The sequence below is a fragment of the Sphingobacterium sp. MAE genome (assembly GCF_056711605.1).
The window spans coordinates 1233075-1251491 of the sequence record NZ_CM160044.1 but is presented as its reverse complement, the minus strand read 5'-3'; the positions used below and the strand labels follow the sequence as shown (position 1 = coordinate 1251491).

12 protein-coding genes and 1 tRNA gene are annotated in these 18417 nt (G+C 33.8%); 2 read left to right on the top strand and 11 right to left on the bottom strand.

Translation table 11 applies throughout. The features are described from left to right. The first annotated feature begins 119 nt into the window (after positions 1–119). Together AC06G9_RS05330 and AC06G9_RS05325 are read left to right on the top strand one after the other, a co-directional pair. The gene (locus AC06G9_RS05330; protein ID WP_480957635.1) at positions 120–683 is read left to right on the top strand and encodes a Crp/Fnr family transcriptional regulator; all 564 of its coding nucleotides are present in this window, start codon (positions 120–122) and stop codon (positions 681–683) included. Positions 684–945: 262 nt separating this feature from the next. Beyond that, positions 946–1389 (top strand): VOC family protein, encoded by a 444-nt coding sequence (locus AC06G9_RS05325; protein WP_108157741.1) that lies wholly within the window; start codon positions 946–948, stop codon positions 1387–1389. Between the two features lie 191 nt (positions 1390–1580). On the opposite strand, the gene AC06G9_RS05320 is transcribed toward AC06G9_RS05325, so the two are convergent. The 11 genes from AC06G9_RS05320 to AC06G9_RS05270 form a co-directional block, all read right to left on the bottom strand. Next, on the bottom strand, positions 1581–2534 hold the full coding sequence (locus AC06G9_RS05320; RefSeq protein WP_293928187.1) for an arginase: 954 nt from the start codon (positions 2532–2534) through the stop codon (positions 1581–1583). A gap of 230 nt (positions 2535–2764) precedes the next feature. After that, on the bottom strand, positions 2765–6613 hold the full coding sequence (locus tag AC06G9_RS05315) for a TIM-barrel domain-containing protein (protein WP_480957634.1): 3849 nt from the start codon (positions 6611–6613) through the stop codon (positions 2765–2767). 313 nt (positions 6614–6926) lie between these two features. Further along, positions 6927–9323, bottom strand: a complete 2397-nt coding sequence (locus AC06G9_RS05310) for a mechanosensitive ion channel family protein (RefSeq protein ID WP_293923533.1) — start codon at positions 9321–9323, stop codon at positions 6927–6929. Positions 9324–9382: 59 nt separating this feature from the next. Next, on the bottom strand, positions 9383–10060 hold the full coding sequence (locus tag AC06G9_RS05305) for a M15 family metallopeptidase (protein WP_248754555.1): 678 nt from the start codon (positions 10058–10060) through the stop codon (positions 9383–9385). 106 nt (positions 10061–10166) lie between these two features. Next, a tRNA-His gene (locus tag AC06G9_RS05300) sits at positions 10167–10240 on the bottom strand. Between the two features lie 427 nt (positions 10241–10667). Further along, a complete protein-coding gene (locus AC06G9_RS05295; RefSeq protein WP_045755136.1) occupies positions 10668–12446 on the bottom strand; it encodes an AMP-dependent synthetase/ligase in 1779 nt (592 codons plus the stop codon). A gap of 222 nt (positions 12447–12668) precedes the next feature. Beyond that, positions 12669–13166, bottom strand: a complete 498-nt coding sequence (locus AC06G9_RS05290; RefSeq protein ID WP_045755135.1) for a thioredoxin family protein — start codon at positions 13164–13166, stop codon at positions 12669–12671. 79 nt (positions 13167–13245) lie between these two features. Continuing rightward, complete coding sequence (fbp, locus tag AC06G9_RS05285; RefSeq protein WP_045755134.1) at positions 13246–14262, bottom strand: class 1 fructose-bisphosphatase; 1017 nt, start codon at positions 14260–14262, stop codon at positions 13246–13248. 32 nt (positions 14263–14294) lie between these two features. Further along, positions 14295–15863, bottom strand: coding sequence for a phosphoenolpyruvate carboxykinase (ATP) (gene pckA / locus AC06G9_RS05280; protein ID WP_293923529.1), 1569 nt, complete (start codon positions 15861–15863; stop codon positions 14295–14297). Between the two features lie 267 nt (positions 15864–16130). Then, positions 16131–16505, bottom strand: a complete 375-nt coding sequence (locus AC06G9_RS05275; protein ID WP_045755133.1) for a YkvA family protein — start codon at positions 16503–16505, stop codon at positions 16131–16133. 383 nt (positions 16506–16888) lie between these two features. After that, entirely contained in the window at positions 16889–18337 is a 1449-nt protein-coding gene (locus AC06G9_RS05270; protein WP_434441438.1) for a L,D-transpeptidase family protein, read from the bottom strand. Positions 18338–18417 lie beyond the last annotated feature (80 nt).

Here is an 18417-nt window from a genome sequence, read left to right as displayed (position 1 = left end):
ACATTATGGTTATAATATGATACCCTTACATTTTCTTGAAATAAATAGTTCCATATTTACTTTTCTATAGTGTTTTTGCATAAATTCATATTAAGAAAATTTACAGTAAATAGATAATTATGAATGCTTTACTTCATCATTACCAAAACTTGGCAGTTAATCAAAGTGACCTAGATAAAATTATGCTTGTGCACGAACTCGTTCATTTTTCTAAAAATGACTTTTTACTCCGGAAAGATGAAAAAGCTCACGAATATTATATCTTGGAAAGCGGACTGGTGCGTTCTTTCGTTTACGATTTCCAAGGAAATGAAATTACAACCGATTTTTTTGGAAACTATGATATTGTCATTGAAGTAACGTCGCTTTTTCTCCAATTTCCTTCTCCAGAAAATCTTCAATGCTTAACAGACTGTACAGCATGGAAAATTGATTTCAATACATTTCAAACCTTATATCATACCATTCCAGCATTTAATGAATGGGGACGCTCCTGGATGACCTATGCCCTGCATAGCAATAAAAAACGCTTTATTGATATGGTTTCACTCTCCGCCACCCAACGTTATCTAAATCTTATCAAACACAAACCACAAATAATCAAACAAGCAGCTTTAAAGTATATTGCCTCTTATCTTGGTATTACAGACACTTCTTTAAGTCGAATACGAAAAGAACAATAAATGTTTAGATCCTCCTGAAGATTACTTGTCATATGCGAAGTAAATTGGTCAGAATTTACCTTATTTTTAACATAAAAATGATAGCAACTTTTATTACTGAACGATAATATTAATATTTAATCCGATCTATAATTCGCCCTGATTTGAGCAATAAACATAGAGGGTGATATGAGCAAAATAAATTAATTCGTATTTATTACTGACATTCCGTTGTCAATACTACACCTAACTTTGATTAAACATAAATTAAAAAAAGAAAATTATGGCTATTTTACACGCTTATTTAAACTTTAATGGCAATTGCGAAGAGGCATTCGAATTTTATCAATCTGTTTTCAACACCACCTCTTTAGGTGTGTATCGCTTCAAAGATATGCCTGCAGATCCCAACTCCCCTTTACCTACTGAGGTCGCAGACAAAGTCATGCATACGGCAATAAAAATCAATGATTCGGTGATGTTAATGGGCTCCGACTGCATAGAAGGTTTTGGTCATAAAGCGACTGCAGGTACAAACGCTTATTTAATGTTAGACACCCAAACTGCTGAAGAGGCCAAAGATTTATACAATAAACTTACAGTGGCGGCACAAAATATTGAAATGCCTTTGGGAGAACAATTTTGGGCAGAACTGTATTCATCATTTCAAGACAAGTATGGTATTTCATGGATGATTCACTTTGAAGGCAATAAAAAAATGCAATAATGATAACAATCACTGCTATCATGCAAATCTTTAACAACACGACTTATATATAATAAATTCAAAGAATAATATTTTTAGATTTATAACATAGTATATTTTAAAGAGATCAGGATATATCAGCCTGATCTCTATTATTATTGACAAACAGTGAAAAATATAACCATAATTGTCATTACGAATTGTAAAATAAATTATTTTTCAATTGCTTGTGTAGCCTTCTCTAATATTTCAAAAGCCACTTCAGCCATTTTATTTCCCTTATGATCCAATAAAGGATTTATTTCTACCACTTCAAAGCAGACAACTTTTTTCAAACTTAATATCTCTTCCAGTAATTCAATAATCTCTGCTGGATAAAATCCTTTAGGAACAGGAGTACCCGTACCATCTGAGATGAGCTCGCTATCCATACTATCCACATCAAAAGAAACATAGATCAGATCACAATCCCCAAGCTTTTTTATGACTTCATGTACACAGGTTTTAACAGACAATCTACGTACCTCTTCTACAATATAGTTTTTAATTTCTAAATCATTAATTAAAATATCTTCAGCAGGTTCTGTATCCCGCACACCAAAATAAATGAGGTCCCTTGCTTTGATCTTTCCAGTGATGTCACCTAAAGTCTTTAACTTTTGCCAATAGTCCTTTGTTTCCTCATCAATTTTATTAATAGCACACAATAAATTATCTTCTGCCAATGTAGCCGCTAAAGGCATGCCGTGGAGATTTCCAGATGGCGTCGTATAAGGGGAATGAATATCAGCATGTGCATCGATCCAAATTACACCTAGATTCTTTTCAGGAAATGTAGATTTTATTCCTGAAATCGTCCCAATCGCTGAAGAATGATCGCCCGAAAATACTAGAGGAAAAAGATCGGCCTTCAATGTTTTCTCTACAGCTGAGGCAACCTCACCACATTGTGCCAAAACCTCTTTGATCCGTTTAGCAAACGGCGGCAGAGCCGGATCGTAAACGACATCATTTCGCGTCTTTAAATCAATAAATGGGTAATGGTGAAAATATTGACTTCCCTTATTTATAGCAGCAATTTCGATAGCATCTATCCCCAGATCAGATCCTCTAGTCCCCGCTCCAATATCTGATCTGTTCTTGATTATTTTTATAGATCTTTTCATATATCACATGTATATTCATTTATATTTCTGTATCAATTGCCTATAGGACTATAGTTGCGTTCAGAAGCCTTTCATCAAAAACAACCTCTAATAGATATTTAATCATAATCGTTGATATAAAGATAATTAATTTACAGCAATATATGGTTCAGAATATAGTAAGCCCATGAAAATAAAACAGGCTTAGAAATCACTTTCTAAGCCTGTTTTTAAGATGAAAATTTTTGAGATTAAAACTTAATCGTATTCAGATTTTTATCAACTAAAAATCCTTGAATAGCTTTCAATGTATATTTAACATCTCGCTTCGCTCGTAATTTCAACACAAATAAATCTTCATTTCCATAGAGAGCCTTCTGATCTCCAACATGTACAAAAGTGGGATATAATACTTTTTCACCACTCGTATGCAAGCGATCATTTGTTAGATTATCCATATCTTTAACGGCTAATGCCTGAACAGAAACAAATTCATAATCTTGTGATAGATAAGGTAATCCAAAACTAATGGCATTCACAGATTTAAGATCTTTACCTTTGACCATAATTTCGATGATCTCCCCTTTCTTATAATTTTGTTTTGCAGTTGATAAGCTAATTTGACCTGCCACTTTATCAACCTGAGCTTCTTTGATACCACCATCTAACTGAGTAGCAACAACAGAAATATCATAAGCATCTATTAAATCATTTTTATTAATATCGCCATTACTCACATAGCCTTCAAAATCAGCATCTCCTCTTTTTAGTCCGGTATAGTTTGTATAGGATGTCAGATCATTTCGATCAATCAAACGATCATTATTGATATCTCCTGGAAGATAACTTTCAGTACCAGGTACTTTAAAGATATAAAGTTCTCGACCTGAGCCAAAACCACCTACACCTTCTGTAATTGCTAATTTTACAAATCGAGCAGTAGGTTGACCAGCAAAATTGAAAGTTTTTACTTCATCATTATTTGCCCAATTAAAAACTCCCGATTCAGTCCAATTCTCCTTATCTGTACTATAATAAACTTTACCTTTCAATACAATCCCATTGCCGCGTCCTGTACGAGGTAAATATTGAAACTTATCCAATTGATTCACTGATTTCAAATCTAAGATCATATCAAATGGTATGGCTTTTTTACCCCAAGCAGTGTGCCACATATTTCCTTCGTCAAAATCTAACAACTTATCAATACCAGAACCATCCTGATTTTCAGCTGTAGTTTCCCCTTTAATATCGCGAATAGCAAACTCCAATGGATTTGCCTTCGTCTTAGCCTGAATTTCCGTCCAATCAGAGAAACCTTGTTTATTAACCGATCTCAATTTAAAAGTATATGTCGTTTCTGGGGCCAACCCCTCAAACAGCAGTGCATTATCTTTTATTGTCGAATAAAGCATATTATTAAATTCGATCTCATAATAGTCGGCATGGTCTACACTACCCCATGTAGGAGTCAATGAATATGCTGCTCTATGATCTTCAGTAACAAGTGCATGTTGAGGTGCGGTTAATAATCCTTGCGAAATTCGGAAGCGATTAACAGGCTCAAATTTGAAACCATCTAATAATAGATTGACCTCATTTTTAGTAATATCAGTATTGGCTAATTTAATATGTAAAACTGGATTTTTTACTATGATTTGTTTTTCGAACTCACTGCCCGTGGTGGCAAACTTATTCATATTAGGGGCAGCATCATAAAAATAAACATTTTCTTGGTTAATGAATTCGTTCATAGATTTCACTTCCACCAATTTAATTTTAGTTTTACCGATTGTAGCCTTTAACTTTTTAGGTATCTCTGTAACATTGATTCTAAATTCAGTTTGTTTATTTTTCACAAACCCCTCAAAATCACCAGTAGTGCGATTTACAGTTACTGAAAGCTTATCCTGCTCATCTAAAAGAGATTCAATTAATGTCGAAGCTCCCTTTCCCGATTTATATGCTTCTGAAATACCATCATCATCATACTCCGTAAATGAGCTTTTCCCTTTTGGATAGATTTCATAAATGCGAAGAGATTTATTAATTTCATGAACGTTATTATTTGGGTTTGCCATTGGAATAATAGAACCATTTTTAACGAATAGAGGTAATTTCCAAATCGGAGAATCAAAATTATTAAGAATGACATTTCCTTCAAATTTATCTCCGCTAAAGTAATCAATCCAACTTCCTTCAGGTAAATAAATACCGTTACGGATATCATTCCCTTTATCATCAGATTTTGTAGCTTGATAGATTGGGGCCACTAGAAACGATGGTCCATATAAATATTGGTACTGCGTGGCTGTCCCCTGTGTATAAGCATTTGGATAGCTTAAGAATAATGCTCTGATCATTGGCAATCCATCTACTGCTTCCTTAGCTATACTATACGTATAAGGAAGCAATTCTGATTTCAATTTCAGGTAGTTTCGATTGATTGAGGTTACTGGCTCCCCCAATGCGTGTGGATACTTTTCGTTAGAACCCCACCCATCCATATTCAATTCCATTGGAGTAAAAGTTTTCCACTGAAAGTCGCGAATATTGACCGCATTATTTTTACCTCCAAATATGCCATCCATATCTGAGGTAATATTTGGCTGCCCTGATAGTCCAGATCCCAGATAAGTGGGAATATGAAATCGAATATATTCCCAAACACCGCCTGTTTGATCTCCAGACCAAATACCAGCATAACGTTGAGTACCTGCCCAACCATCTAATGAAATAGTAAACGGCCTAGCTTCATTTCCGTAATAAGGAATGATATGACCGACATCTGCCACTCCATTCAATCCAAAGGAATAACCAGCTCCTACCCATGCCACATCAGTTTTAAGTACACGAACTCCCGCATCTCTTACTTCTTTAACAATATCACGCTGCAGCAAAGCACTAATTTCAGATTTTGGGTGCAGATCAGATTGTGTCCATAATCCAATTTCGACACCATTTTTACGAGCATAATCTCCTAAACTTTTTAAATTGGCAATATTACCATCTAATGTTTCTGTTTGTCCATAACCTGCTCCATAGCCATCATTAGGCAATAACCAACCGAATGGCATATCATGCTTCTTATAACGGTCAATAACAGCACGAGCCGAAAATTGATAATTATTCAATTCACCATTTAATGACTCCTTGATACCACCATTATCTTTTTGCCCCTCCTTATAGCGCTTTCCATCCTCAAATAGAATCCCCTTTTCATCTTCTTTCCAATAATCACGATTATAGGCATTCAGGTGCCCTTGATAAAAGCCAAATTTTGGAAGTAAAATTGGATTTCCGGTTAATTGATAAAAATCATTCAGTAAAGAAACTACCCCATCATTGATCATAAAGAAAACATCTAAATAATCGATATCATGTGTCAAATGAACATGTCCTTTTTCTTTTGATCCGAAATCATATTTTCCTGGTTTAAAAGTGTGCCACATAAAACCATACCCTTTTGACGACCAGTAATAAGGTGTAGGTGAAGCCACTCCTCCATCGGTCCAGCTATTTTGATTTTCAATGGAAATAACTTTTCCTTTGTGAGAAAAACGACCATTCTGAACGCCTCCACCATAAAAATATTCATCGGATTTCTCCTGAAGGCTTAAGGTAACTTTATTTTTTTCAAAGATAATAGGCTTCGTAAAAACAACCGCTTCACCTTTATTTTTCTCATTGATCACTTTCAACAAATTTGTGGTTTTATCAATCAGGATAGTAATCTCTCCTGTAGCAATTATTATTTGATTGTTGCTATCGCTAAGATTTAATTGTTGAATGGATTTTTTTGGGTTTGACACCAATATTTCAGCCGCAGGTTTAGCTTCAGGATTTCGAATGATCCCTCCTCCATTATCCTGAAATAATCGAAAAATATGATTACCATAAAAATCGAATGTCAATCGCTGATTATTAGAAAATAAAACCTCTACAGTCGTAGCATTTATTTTTTTTGCACTGACAATAGTTAACATTGGGTTAGTTTGCTGCTGAATCGGCATTGTTTTAAAATGAGCCTCTGTCGGAGCAACACTTACCATTAAAGGAAATGCCAAAGCGAACATCACCTTTCTGTGTTTTTTATACATTATATTACAATTTTGTGTTTTCTAATTTTATTTATAGCTGTTTAGACGTTAAATAATAGATGTTTTAAAATTGTATTTTAGGTATGTAAATGTAGGAAACAGATTTGAAAATAATAGATTGTATCTATTAAAATACAAATTCTTTATCCAAACAGGAGCTATACCTAGTTCTTTTATTAATGTTAATTACGTTGTTTTACTCCACTTTGTGATCTTATTACTATTATTTTGCTGGAGTTATATTGATTTAAAAACAAAAGCTCTGCACGATGTGTTGTCATGCAGAGCTTTCATTTCTGTATTTATTTTTCAACTATTTAGTCGGTGTAACAATGCTAAAGAATTTCAATTCCTCTTTTTTAAATCGATTATTCAATTCAATCAATACATCATTTTTAAAATCTCCACCATTGGCCGGATTATCGATCCAACAACCTATACTCAAATAAATCATCTCTTCACTGATATCCTGAACACTAATACCTACCCCCAACTCAGGTTTACTATGGCTACTATGCCCAACAGCTTCTTTAATCCACAATTTCATTGTTTCCAAATCAGCTGAGCGGTCTACCTGAACGACAAAACTCGTCCTAGCATCATCGTTTGATAACGTCCAATTGACTACCCGGCCAGATAGTAGATCACCATTAGGGATGATCACTTCTGCTCCATCCCCCGTATTCAAAATACTTGCACGAATACCAATTTCCTTTACGCGCCCTTTTTTATCAGCCAATTCAATACGATCACCTACCCGAAAAGGTTTATCAAAAGCTAAAATGATTCCAGACACAAAATTATTAATGATATTTTGCATCCCTAAACCGATACCAACACTTAAAGCCCCTACAATGACTGTTAGCTTATCCAAACTAACACCTAGAGCAGATATCGCTATAAAAAATCCAATAACGATGATGATCAACCTAAATAAAGGAAAAAGCGTCATTTTATGATCGTAATCTTTGCTTAAAGCGCCATTCTCTCCCCCGATCAAAAGTAAATTCAAGTTCTTCTGAAACCAATTAGCAGCAGCTAATATAAAGAAGGCCAGCACTAGATTACCAAAATTAAAATTGATACCTCCGAGTTGGTGATTATTACTTAAAAACTTAGAAACAGATGTTGCCAATGAAGCTGCAAATTGCAAGTTATTTGCCAGTACAATAATCGCTAATAGAAGACACAAAAATTTCAGGGCATCGCCTGTAGCTTTCAATGCTCGTTCTTCATTGAATCGCAACCAAAAACCTTTTTTCACTCGATTTCTGGCGAATTGATTTTTGACATCGTCCTTGATCATATGGATAAAAAACGTCAACGTAAAAGACTGGGCAAGCCCAACAGCGCCAGCAATACTAAAACTGCGAGAATGATCGACATATCCTAAAATATTCAAAAAGATAGCACCACCATTTAAAATAGCAAATATGATAAAAACAGGTAATTGAATATATCCAGCTGCAGCAGGATCTTTAATGTGTTTCTTTAAATAAAAACCAATATAAAGAGCCACGATATTAAATATAATACAGACAATCCGCATGATAAGATCTTCACTTACAACAGAATTTACAAATACATCACAGATGTAAAACAACAATAGAAAACCAACAATTTTACCGTGTTTTAGCGTAAAGTTTTTCCGAAGTAAAATCCCAAAAAATACCATTAGCAGCAGCTGTGTTGCCTGAATGACTAATGTTGGGGTTACGATCGAGACAATGGGTAATAAGGTCAAAAATAAAATAATAGCTTTGCCAATAAGAGACCATATATTAAATGGTAGCTTTACCTCCCTCTTACTATTATTATCTTTATTTAAAACAAAGGCCGTAGATGTGATCCAATATAAATATGCTATAACCAAAATAATCAATAAAATCCTACTTGTCCATGCAGTTTTATTGACATAAGTATCTATTGACCTACTCTTTCTGTAGTTATTTTTTAAATTGTTTAAAATTTTCTCTTTTGTTACTGTTGTATTACCGGCTTTCCACAAAGAACTTTTTACAGTAGCTGAATCCGAAGGCTCTTTATTGATTTGTTTAGTAACAATTTCCTTTACACGGTGAGATAAACTATAATAAGCTTTCAAATTTTCATTCGTAATATCAACAGAAACTTTTAGCGAATCAATTTTACTTTGAACTTCCTGCTCGGCAGTTGTCAGATAATTATTCAATCTTATACTCGTTTCACTTTGACTATACTTTGATCTAAAATCTTTCAATTGACTTAAAGTCAGGTGGAGACTTCGATTATAACTATCCAAACTTCCCTGAAAAGTATTCAGATCTGCGATCTGACTTCTAGCATGCACGGTCCACCTCTCTACAGAATCTGGAGGTAAAGTTCCCACAAAAGCATTGACCTTTTCAATAAATTGTGTCCGAAGATCACGCTTGTGTATAGCCTCATTTTCTAATGCGGCCGCACGGATATTCGTAATATATTTAACATTTATTTTTGACAGGTCCATTCGCAAACTATCGATAGCTGGATCCGACTGGACAATTGAACTATCAACGTGACTACGTCGCGCTCGACTTTCTCGACGACTTAAATCTTTACGATTTCGAGAATTACCTGTAATAGAAGAACTTTTCTTTGCATTACTAGTATCAACAACAATTTGTGTAAATCCAATTTCTCCAAAAAAAAGTAATAAAAATAATACTAAGATATATTTTGATTGTTTCATTTAATATGTAATATAAATTATAACAAGGGTAAAGGTCGGTGATTTTGGTAAAAACACTCTTAATCAACATTAAAATCAAAGTAAGTTTTTTGATAAGGTTCATTAATCAAAGTGAAATGCCACCATTCCTTAGCATAACCTTTAAAACCATATTTAGACATGATATTTTTCAACAATGTGCGATTCTGTTTTTGGACACCATTGATCTCTTGACTATCAAAATGTGAAATAGAACCAAAAAAATCAAAAGGACTACCCATATCTATTTCCTGACGATCATGGATTGTAATTATTGTGAGATCAACCGTACTACCACGGCTATGTCCAGACTTACCTGCTATAAAACCTAATTTAAATAAATTTCGTTTATCTAACTGAGGATAAAATTCCTTTTTACCCAAGGTATCATTAACATTTGTAGCCCATTTTTTAAAATGATCAACTGCTTTTTGAGGACGATAAGCATCAAAAATTTTCAAAGCCATACCTTTTTTATTTAATTCTTTCTCCACCTTTTCCAAAGCTTGAGCAGCAGCCGTAGTTAGAATAAGAACAGGTGATTTATATCCATCAATTTTTTTACCAACAAAATTATGTGAACCATAATAGCGTAAGTCAAAATTGATATCTGGTATAATATCTTGTACATAACTAAAGCCTTTTGGTAACTTTTGTTGGGCAAAGATAGAAGCATGACCAATGATCAAGATAAAAACAAGACAAAAGTATATTTTCATTAGATTCTTTAGCTAAAGTTAACAAAAAATAAAAGATAATGTTTAGTGTATATGCGAGTAGAAAGTTTTGAAAAAACAAAAGCCAGTACATATTGTACTGGCTTTGGGTAAATGATGGGGCTCGAACCCACGACCCTCGGTACCACAAACCGATGCTCTAACCAACTGAGCTACATCTACCGTGTTTGTGCTACAAAAGTAGAACAATTATTGGTATTTAAAAACTGTTTCTAATATTTTTTAACAATAAATTTTTACATCGTTCATAATTAATATTTTAAATTTCACTTATATTGATTCCGTTCAAAAATCAAGAGTGATTTCCCCACTATTTCACACCAATTATATTGGATTAATTGGTATGTATAGCCATTTAACCTCAAGCAAACTCTAATCATTGATTGCTATTTATTGATCAGCATTCGAGATCTGATAAGCCTACATGAACAATCATATTATTAAAATTGAAAGCACCAATTGTCTTTTCATAATTAAACTTCATACTAAGATTACAAAGAACATTAAATTAAAATAATGATGATCCTTTTGTCAATAGCCTGATGCAGATCGCAGATTTTATTTTTTGATTGTATAACGCATTAATTTTTCAATCGGTCACACTGTGATAAAGTTGATCATATTCATATTTATATTTTTGCAAAATCATTTTCCGTTTTAATTTGAGCGTCGGCGTGAGTTCACCTCCATCAATAGTAAATTCCTGAGCAATAATGATCGGCCTCTTGATCTGCTCCCAATTACCAAAATGCTGATTTGCGATCCTTACTTCTTGATTTATTTTTTTTATAACTTTATCCGCCTTTAGAAAATCAGTCTTAGACAATTGCAATAAACTGGGATCTTCTGATTTAAACCAATCGACCAAATGTCCATAATCCGGGACGATAAAAGCAGATGCAAATTTCATCCCCTCGCCCACCACCATAGCCTGTTCAATAAACTTTGATTCCACCAATTTCTTTTCAATAGGTTGTGGAGTCACGTACTTACCCCCGGATATTTTAAAAAGTTCCTTCTTTCGATCGATAATCTTCAAAAATATCCCATCCTCCCAAACACCGATATCTCCAGTATACAGCCATCCATCAATAATGGTTTTATTCGTTTCCTCTGGATTTTTATAATACCCCATCATCACATTCGGTCCTTTGACTAAGATTTCACCGTCGCTCGCCAATTTAATCTGCACATCCTTCACTGCGGGACCAACAGTTCCAACACGAATACCCTTTATATAGTGATTAACAGCAATAAGAGGACTTGCCTCCGTCATACCATATCCTTCATAAATCGGAATTCCTGCAGCTAAAAATACACGTATCAATTTACTCTGTAAAGATGCGCTGCCAGACGCAACTGTTTGTAATGAACCTCCAAGACCTTCATACCATTTATTCAATACAAGTTTTCTCGCTAAATTTAATTTCAGGTCATATAGAAAACTTCTATTTTCAGGAACAGGATCATATTTTTCTCCAACCGATACGGCCCAGTCAAATATCTTGCGTTTTATTCCATTCAGATCATGACCTTTTTTAATGATCTTTTCATATACCTTCTCCAAAATCCGAGGTACTGCAGTCATAATATTAGGTCTTATTTCCATTAAATTTTGACCGATCTTGTCAAATGACTCAGCGATATAAACAGTAATACCGAGATAAAAATAAGTGTAGATAACCATTCTTTCATAGGCATGGCAGGGTGGTAAAAATGTCAACCCTCTATCATATGCTTTACATGGTGTGATCTCAGTTGCAGACCTTACATTTGCAATAATATTATCATGTGATAACATCACTCCCTTAGGTTTACCTGTTGTGCCTGAAGTATAAATCAATGTCACGAGGTCTGTAGATCTGATTTGATCTTTCAGACTTTGGACTTCACGATCCTCTATATGTCGGCCAATTTGAACAATTTCACTCCAATTTCTGATTTGATCGTGTTCTTCAATACAAAAAATATATTTTAATGTATAGATAGAGTCTTTAAGATTGACAATCCTTTGATACAGGCTTTTAGTACTCACAATAGTTACCCGAATTTCTGCATCATTAAATATATATTGATAATCGGCATCAGTTATATTGGGATATATAGCGACTACAACTGCACCTATTTGTTGAATAGCAAAATCCACAATATGCCAGTGTATACCACTTTCTGCAATTAAACCAACTTTTTCATTAGGCTTGACTCCTAGTTCAATTAATCCTTTTGAAATAGCATTGACTTTACTTACAAATTCTGAAGTAGTTAAAGCATTCCAATCTCCATCTGTTTTACTAGAAAACATGGCTAAATTTGGATATAATTCCAATTGACGATCTGCCAAATCAAATATTCTCAATTTTTGTTCCATTCCAATCTATCATAAATAGTGCTCGCCTTTACCGACAAGAATATCTCTTTAACAAAATATGAAGAGAATAAGTTCGCAAAACTAACTAAATTGTCGGTATAAAATAATAAGGATGTTATTATCCATAAAAAGATATTAAGCTTTAATACGATAAACGATCTTTATCTAAACAAAAAAGGCTTTAGAATAAAATCCTAAAGCCTTTACATATTCACTGAACAATTATTTTTTAGCCCAAGTTCTAAAAAATTCCATTACCTTATCTTTATTATAACTTTTGCCATCCTCCAGTGCACCACTTTCTTGAATTTTGAGCACCTTTCCTTCGCTATCTAAAACAATAAAAAAAGGATAACCTAATTTTAATGAATCTGGAACATATTTATTAAACACGTTCTCATTTTTATTCTCTTTAGAATAATTGAGATGATAATATAAATAATTGTTTTGTAGATAATGATTTATATCTGCTGTCTTATGAATATAATCATTGAATCTCAAACACCAGATACACCAATTACCACCTGCTTGAATAATGATATGCTTAGATTCTTTAGCTGCCTCATGAATCAATTGATCTAACTCCTCTTCTGCATTCGCTTCTGGATGATATGGAAATGACAACGTATCTTTCTCTACAGTTGACTTTGTTTGCGCAGTAGCTTGTTGAAAGCTGATACAAACAAAGCATATCACAATGACTCTTACAATCTTTTGCATACAACAACGACCCGACTTAAATATGAAATCAAATTTAAAGAAAGGAGATGTAAATAAAGAACATCAATCACCTATTTTTTTAAGCATTTAACGCAGATTCAAGTTCCATACTATAAAAATATTCTACCTGCTCCACCATTTTTTTACTGCCAATCACTATGGGAACACGCTGATGTAATTCTGTAGGTTGGATATCTAAGATACGATCACTACCAGTCGTAGCCTTTCCTCCCGCTTGTTCGATAATAAAAGCCATCGGGTTGCACTCATACATCAAGCGTAACTTTCCTTTAGGAAAGGATAACGTCTCAGGATAAATAAAAACTCCACCACGAATCAAATTACGGTGAATGTCAGCAACCATAGAACCTATATAGCGCGAAGTATAAGGTCGATTGGTACCAGAGTCTTCGATTTGACAATATTTGATATAATTCTTGATCGCTTGCGGAAATTTGATGTAATTACCTTCATTAATCGAATAAATCTGTCCATGTTCCGGAATTTTCATATTGGGATGAGATAAACAAAACTCACCTATTGAAGGATCTAAAGTAAATCCATTCACGCCATTGCCCGTTGTATAAACGAGCATCGTTGATGAGCCATAAATTATATATCCAGCTGCCACTTGTTTTTTTCCTTGCTGTAGCAATTCATCTGCCATGGTTACTTGATCTGCACCTGCTCTTCTATAAATAGAAAAGATGGTCCCCACTGAAACATTCACATCTATATTTGATGATCCATCTAAGGGATCTATACAGACCATATATTTCGCATTTTTAGAAACATAATCATTGGATAGATCAATGCCTAACTCATGTTCCTCCGAAGCTAAATAACAGCACTCTCCCCCTCTTTGCAGCGCTGATATAAATTGAACATCGGCGTATACATCTAACTTTTGCTGTACCTCACCCTGTATATTCATATCGCCATGAGCGCCAAGTAAATCAGCTAACCCAGCTTTGTTCACTTCTCGATTAACCAACTTTGCTGCAATAGCGATATCGCGAAGTAATCGAGATAGCTCTCCTTTTGCAAATGGAAAATCTGCCTGCTTTTCAATAATAAATTGACCTAACGTTTTCATATATCAATTATTGATTTAAAATCACCTCTATATTAAACCGTTGTAAAGTAGGTATCTTGATACTTTTTAAAGTTATTTTCAAAAAGTGATTTGAGTGCCTTTGCCTGTTCGTCATAAGCCTCATCATTGTTCCACAGTTGTTTAGCCCCTAAAACCTGCTGTGGCACATCTTGACAAAATGTAGGGTATTTTAATCCAAATATGGGATGTACTTCCATTGGATACTCTTCCAGTTCGCCAGACAATGCTGCTTGAATCAAACTGCGTGTATAAGATAATTTGATTCTCCGACCGATACCATAAGGACCTCCAATCCACCCCGTATTCACCAACCAAACTTTTGTATCAGGATTTTTTTTCAATCGATCTCGCAGTAGTTCGGCATATTCCATAGGATGCAAAGGCATAAATGCTTGTCCAAAACAAGCTGAAAACGTCGCCGTTGGCTTTGAGACACCCATTTCCGTACCTGCCACCTTAGCCGTATAGCCATTAATAAAATAATACATCGCTTGTTCTACTGTCAGCTTTGAGATAGGAGGCAATACACCAAATGCATCCGCTGACAGAAAGAAAATATTATTAGGAGCATCAACCAATCTAACTTCCCTATAAGAGGAGATATAAGACAATGGGTATGAAACACGCATATTTTCAGTAATGCTATCATCCTGAAAATTAGGTATAGTCGTACCTTCATAAAATTTAATATTTTCTAAGAGTGAACCTGACTTAATTGCACCACAAATTTCTGGTTCATGCTTAGGGTCCAATCCTAAACATTTTGCGTAACAACCTCCTTCAAAATTAAATACACCACGGTCCGACCAACCGTGTTCGTCATCCCCTACCAAATAACGGTTTACATCTGCCGATAAAGTTGTCTTACCCGTACCACTTAAACCAAAAAATAAAGCGGTGTCACCATCTTTTCCTACATTAGCAGAACAGTGCATCGATAAAACTTCATCTTCAACTGGTAAAATAAAATTGAGAACTGAAAAAATACTCTTTTTAATTTCACCGGTGTAACCAGTACCAATAACCAAAACAACGTGACGGGTAAAATCAATAGCAACACAATTAGCAGCATGAAGTCCCAATTCCTGATGATTTGAAATTTGAAGATCAGAGGCGACTAGCACTGTCCAATCCACTTCCCTATTTTCAATATCAGGGTTTTCGATAAACATATTAGCAGCAAAAAGATCCTGAGTAGCTTTTGTGGATACAACCAGAATGTGTTTTGCTAGATCCTCACTCGATACAACTTGACAGTCTCTAACATAAAGTTCCTTAGCCGACAAATATTCGGTAGTCAAATCATACAATTCGTTAAAGGTTCCTTGAGTAATTGCTTGGTTAACTTCATTCCAAAAAACTCTGTTTTCAGTGATTTCATCTTTTACGATATATCGATCTTTTGGCGATCTTCCCGTAAATTTCCCAGTCAAAATATTCAAAGCTCCATTTTCGGCAAGAGAAGCTTCTCCTTTTTGGATAGCATGCGCAATAAGAGCAGTTCTATCCAATTGACAAAATACTTCCTTAGGTTGGTGGATTCCTAAAGTAGCTAACTGTTTAATCTTTGATAAAGTCATACTTTTGTTTTAAAATATTGTCCAAATCTAGCTAAATTTAATAGATAGATACAAACAAAATTTAGCTTATTGTTTAAATTACACAGATATAACTAAATGAAAAACAACAGTTTACAAATGCAAATAAAATTTAAATAATTTTAAAAGCTAAATTAAAACAAAAAATAAAAATTAAATAATGCTAAAATAAATTAGAATTTACAAGCCAAAACAGAGCCCTTGAAAATTATCTTAACAAGGGCTCATCAAAAACAGTAAATTTAAGTATTAACTTTGATTCATTAGTATTTGTTTCCTAAACAACTTATATTGTAATATTTCGTCCGATAGTTTGGCAACTGCATAACCAATAATAGTTATATCATCTACCCATCCCAAAACAGGAATTACATCTGGAATGGCATCTAATGGCGATATTACATATACAATAGTAGCAACAATGACAGATAAGTTCCACTTATTCATTTTATATTTACCTGCAAATGTATCTTTACACATAGCAATTAAAATTTGAAAGTCTTCTTTTCGAACATCTAATTTTTTTGCTTTTAACTCAGCAGCTTCTAAATCTGCTGTTGTAATTTTATGTTTTCTGAATCCTTCAAATAAAGCCAATGCTTTACCTAGAAATTGTTTCTTCATTTGTTTAAAATTATAAAAATCCACTAACTATGACTTTGACAGTGGATTAAAGTTTAATCTCAATACTCCAATAGGAAGTACGAAGTACATTATTTATTTTCAACAACGTACAAAAGTCTTATTATATTATTAAAATGTGCTAATATTGGCATAATCTTATTTATTATCAGTAGCTTTAGTAAGAAATGTTATTATTCACTTAAACATAACTGTTATGGCAAAAGAACAAAATGCAGTAAAGAATGATAAAAAGAAAGCTGAAAAGACGCTAAAAGAAAAACGAGCTGAAAAGAAAACAAAAAAAGCTAGTAAAAGCAAATCTGAATAAAATTAAAGTCCCTTCGCTTATTAAAGAAAAGGGACTTTAATTTTTATTTTAAACTTTAATTCAGATATTTTTTCATAGCTAATCTCAATCTATCATCATATCCATAAATATCTGGAAACTGCTCAATTTTATTATTTTCATCTAACCAAGTAGTATAGTAAGACAAGAAAACTGGGATACCTGTTTTCATTTTGACCCATCTGGAGTTGTTAATAGAGTCTTTTATTTCAGTTGCAATTTTAGCTGCTTCTTTTTCATTATTAACTAAAAAAGAGGCTAAGCTAGCTGGATCTTCTACACGAACACAACCATGACTTAGTGCACGGTTACTAGCTTTAAATTTTTGTTTAGCAGGTGTATCATGTAAATAAATGGCATAAGGATTTGCAAAAATAAACTTGATGTTTCCCAGTGAATTATCAAAACCGGGATTTTGTTTAAATTTAAAATTCTCGACGGAGTCAGCTTGCCAATTAATCGTATATGGATCTACAATTTGTCCTTTTAAATTGTAGACAACCATATTTCGACTTTCCAAATATCCTGGATTAGCCCGAACACTATTTAGTAATTCCTTCTTTACAATACTTTTAGGAATATTCCATACTGGATTTACTTGCATCCGATCTAGCGTGCCACTCATCATCGGTGTTTCATGATTTTGTCCTGTTTTAGAGAAGGCTTTATTTTCAGTTTCCCCTACGCAAACATTCATAATTTGCTTTATAGCACCATCTTCAATCATTCGCAATTTCATTTCTGGAATATTGACGAATACATATTTATCCGGAAAATCTTGTCCCATCCAGCGTAAACGTTCCATACTCATCAGCACATCAGTACGATTTTCCTTACTCAAATTTCCTGCTATCAAGAGTTGTTGAAACTTTTTGTAAAAACCATTTTTAGGTTGGGCTTCTCGAGCGATCTGAGCAACATTTAACGTACTGTCCAACACCTGTTTTGCTTTCTTTAAAGTGTAACGATTATGCCCAACAAAATATCTTCCATAGAGTTTCTTAGGATTTACGAGTCCATTTTCGAGTATATTAAGATAGGCTACTAAAGCATCAGAAGAGAGAAGCTCTATTTTGGCCAATATCGTATAAGCTTCATTCAACTCTGTAATTTCCTTGCTTTGAAGACGATTAAGTGCCTTGCGAATTTCTTCTGTATGAAAAATTGAAGGATTAACACCATGTTCATCAGATTTTTCTAGATAATGCAACAATGTATCTGTACCACCAGTAAGTAATTGATTGTGAATCCATGTAAAACCCCGAGATGAATCAGCAATTTCACTCATCCATCTCGGATTAAATAAATGGGAATTTTTATTTTTCAATTCAATTTGAATGGCATTGAAGTAGGCAATACTATCAAAATCTTTAAATAGCTTTTGATCTAATGATGTCGCTAAAAGATCTCCAAAAGTAGGGGCCTTAGTTTGACAAGAGGTGAATGATAGTATAAATAAAAAATATACAAGCACTAAATTTCGCATAATATAATTAAGAAATTGCTTAAAAAGTCAAAGATAACCATGTTTCAAATGATATTACAATTAGTTAGTACAAGCCTAAT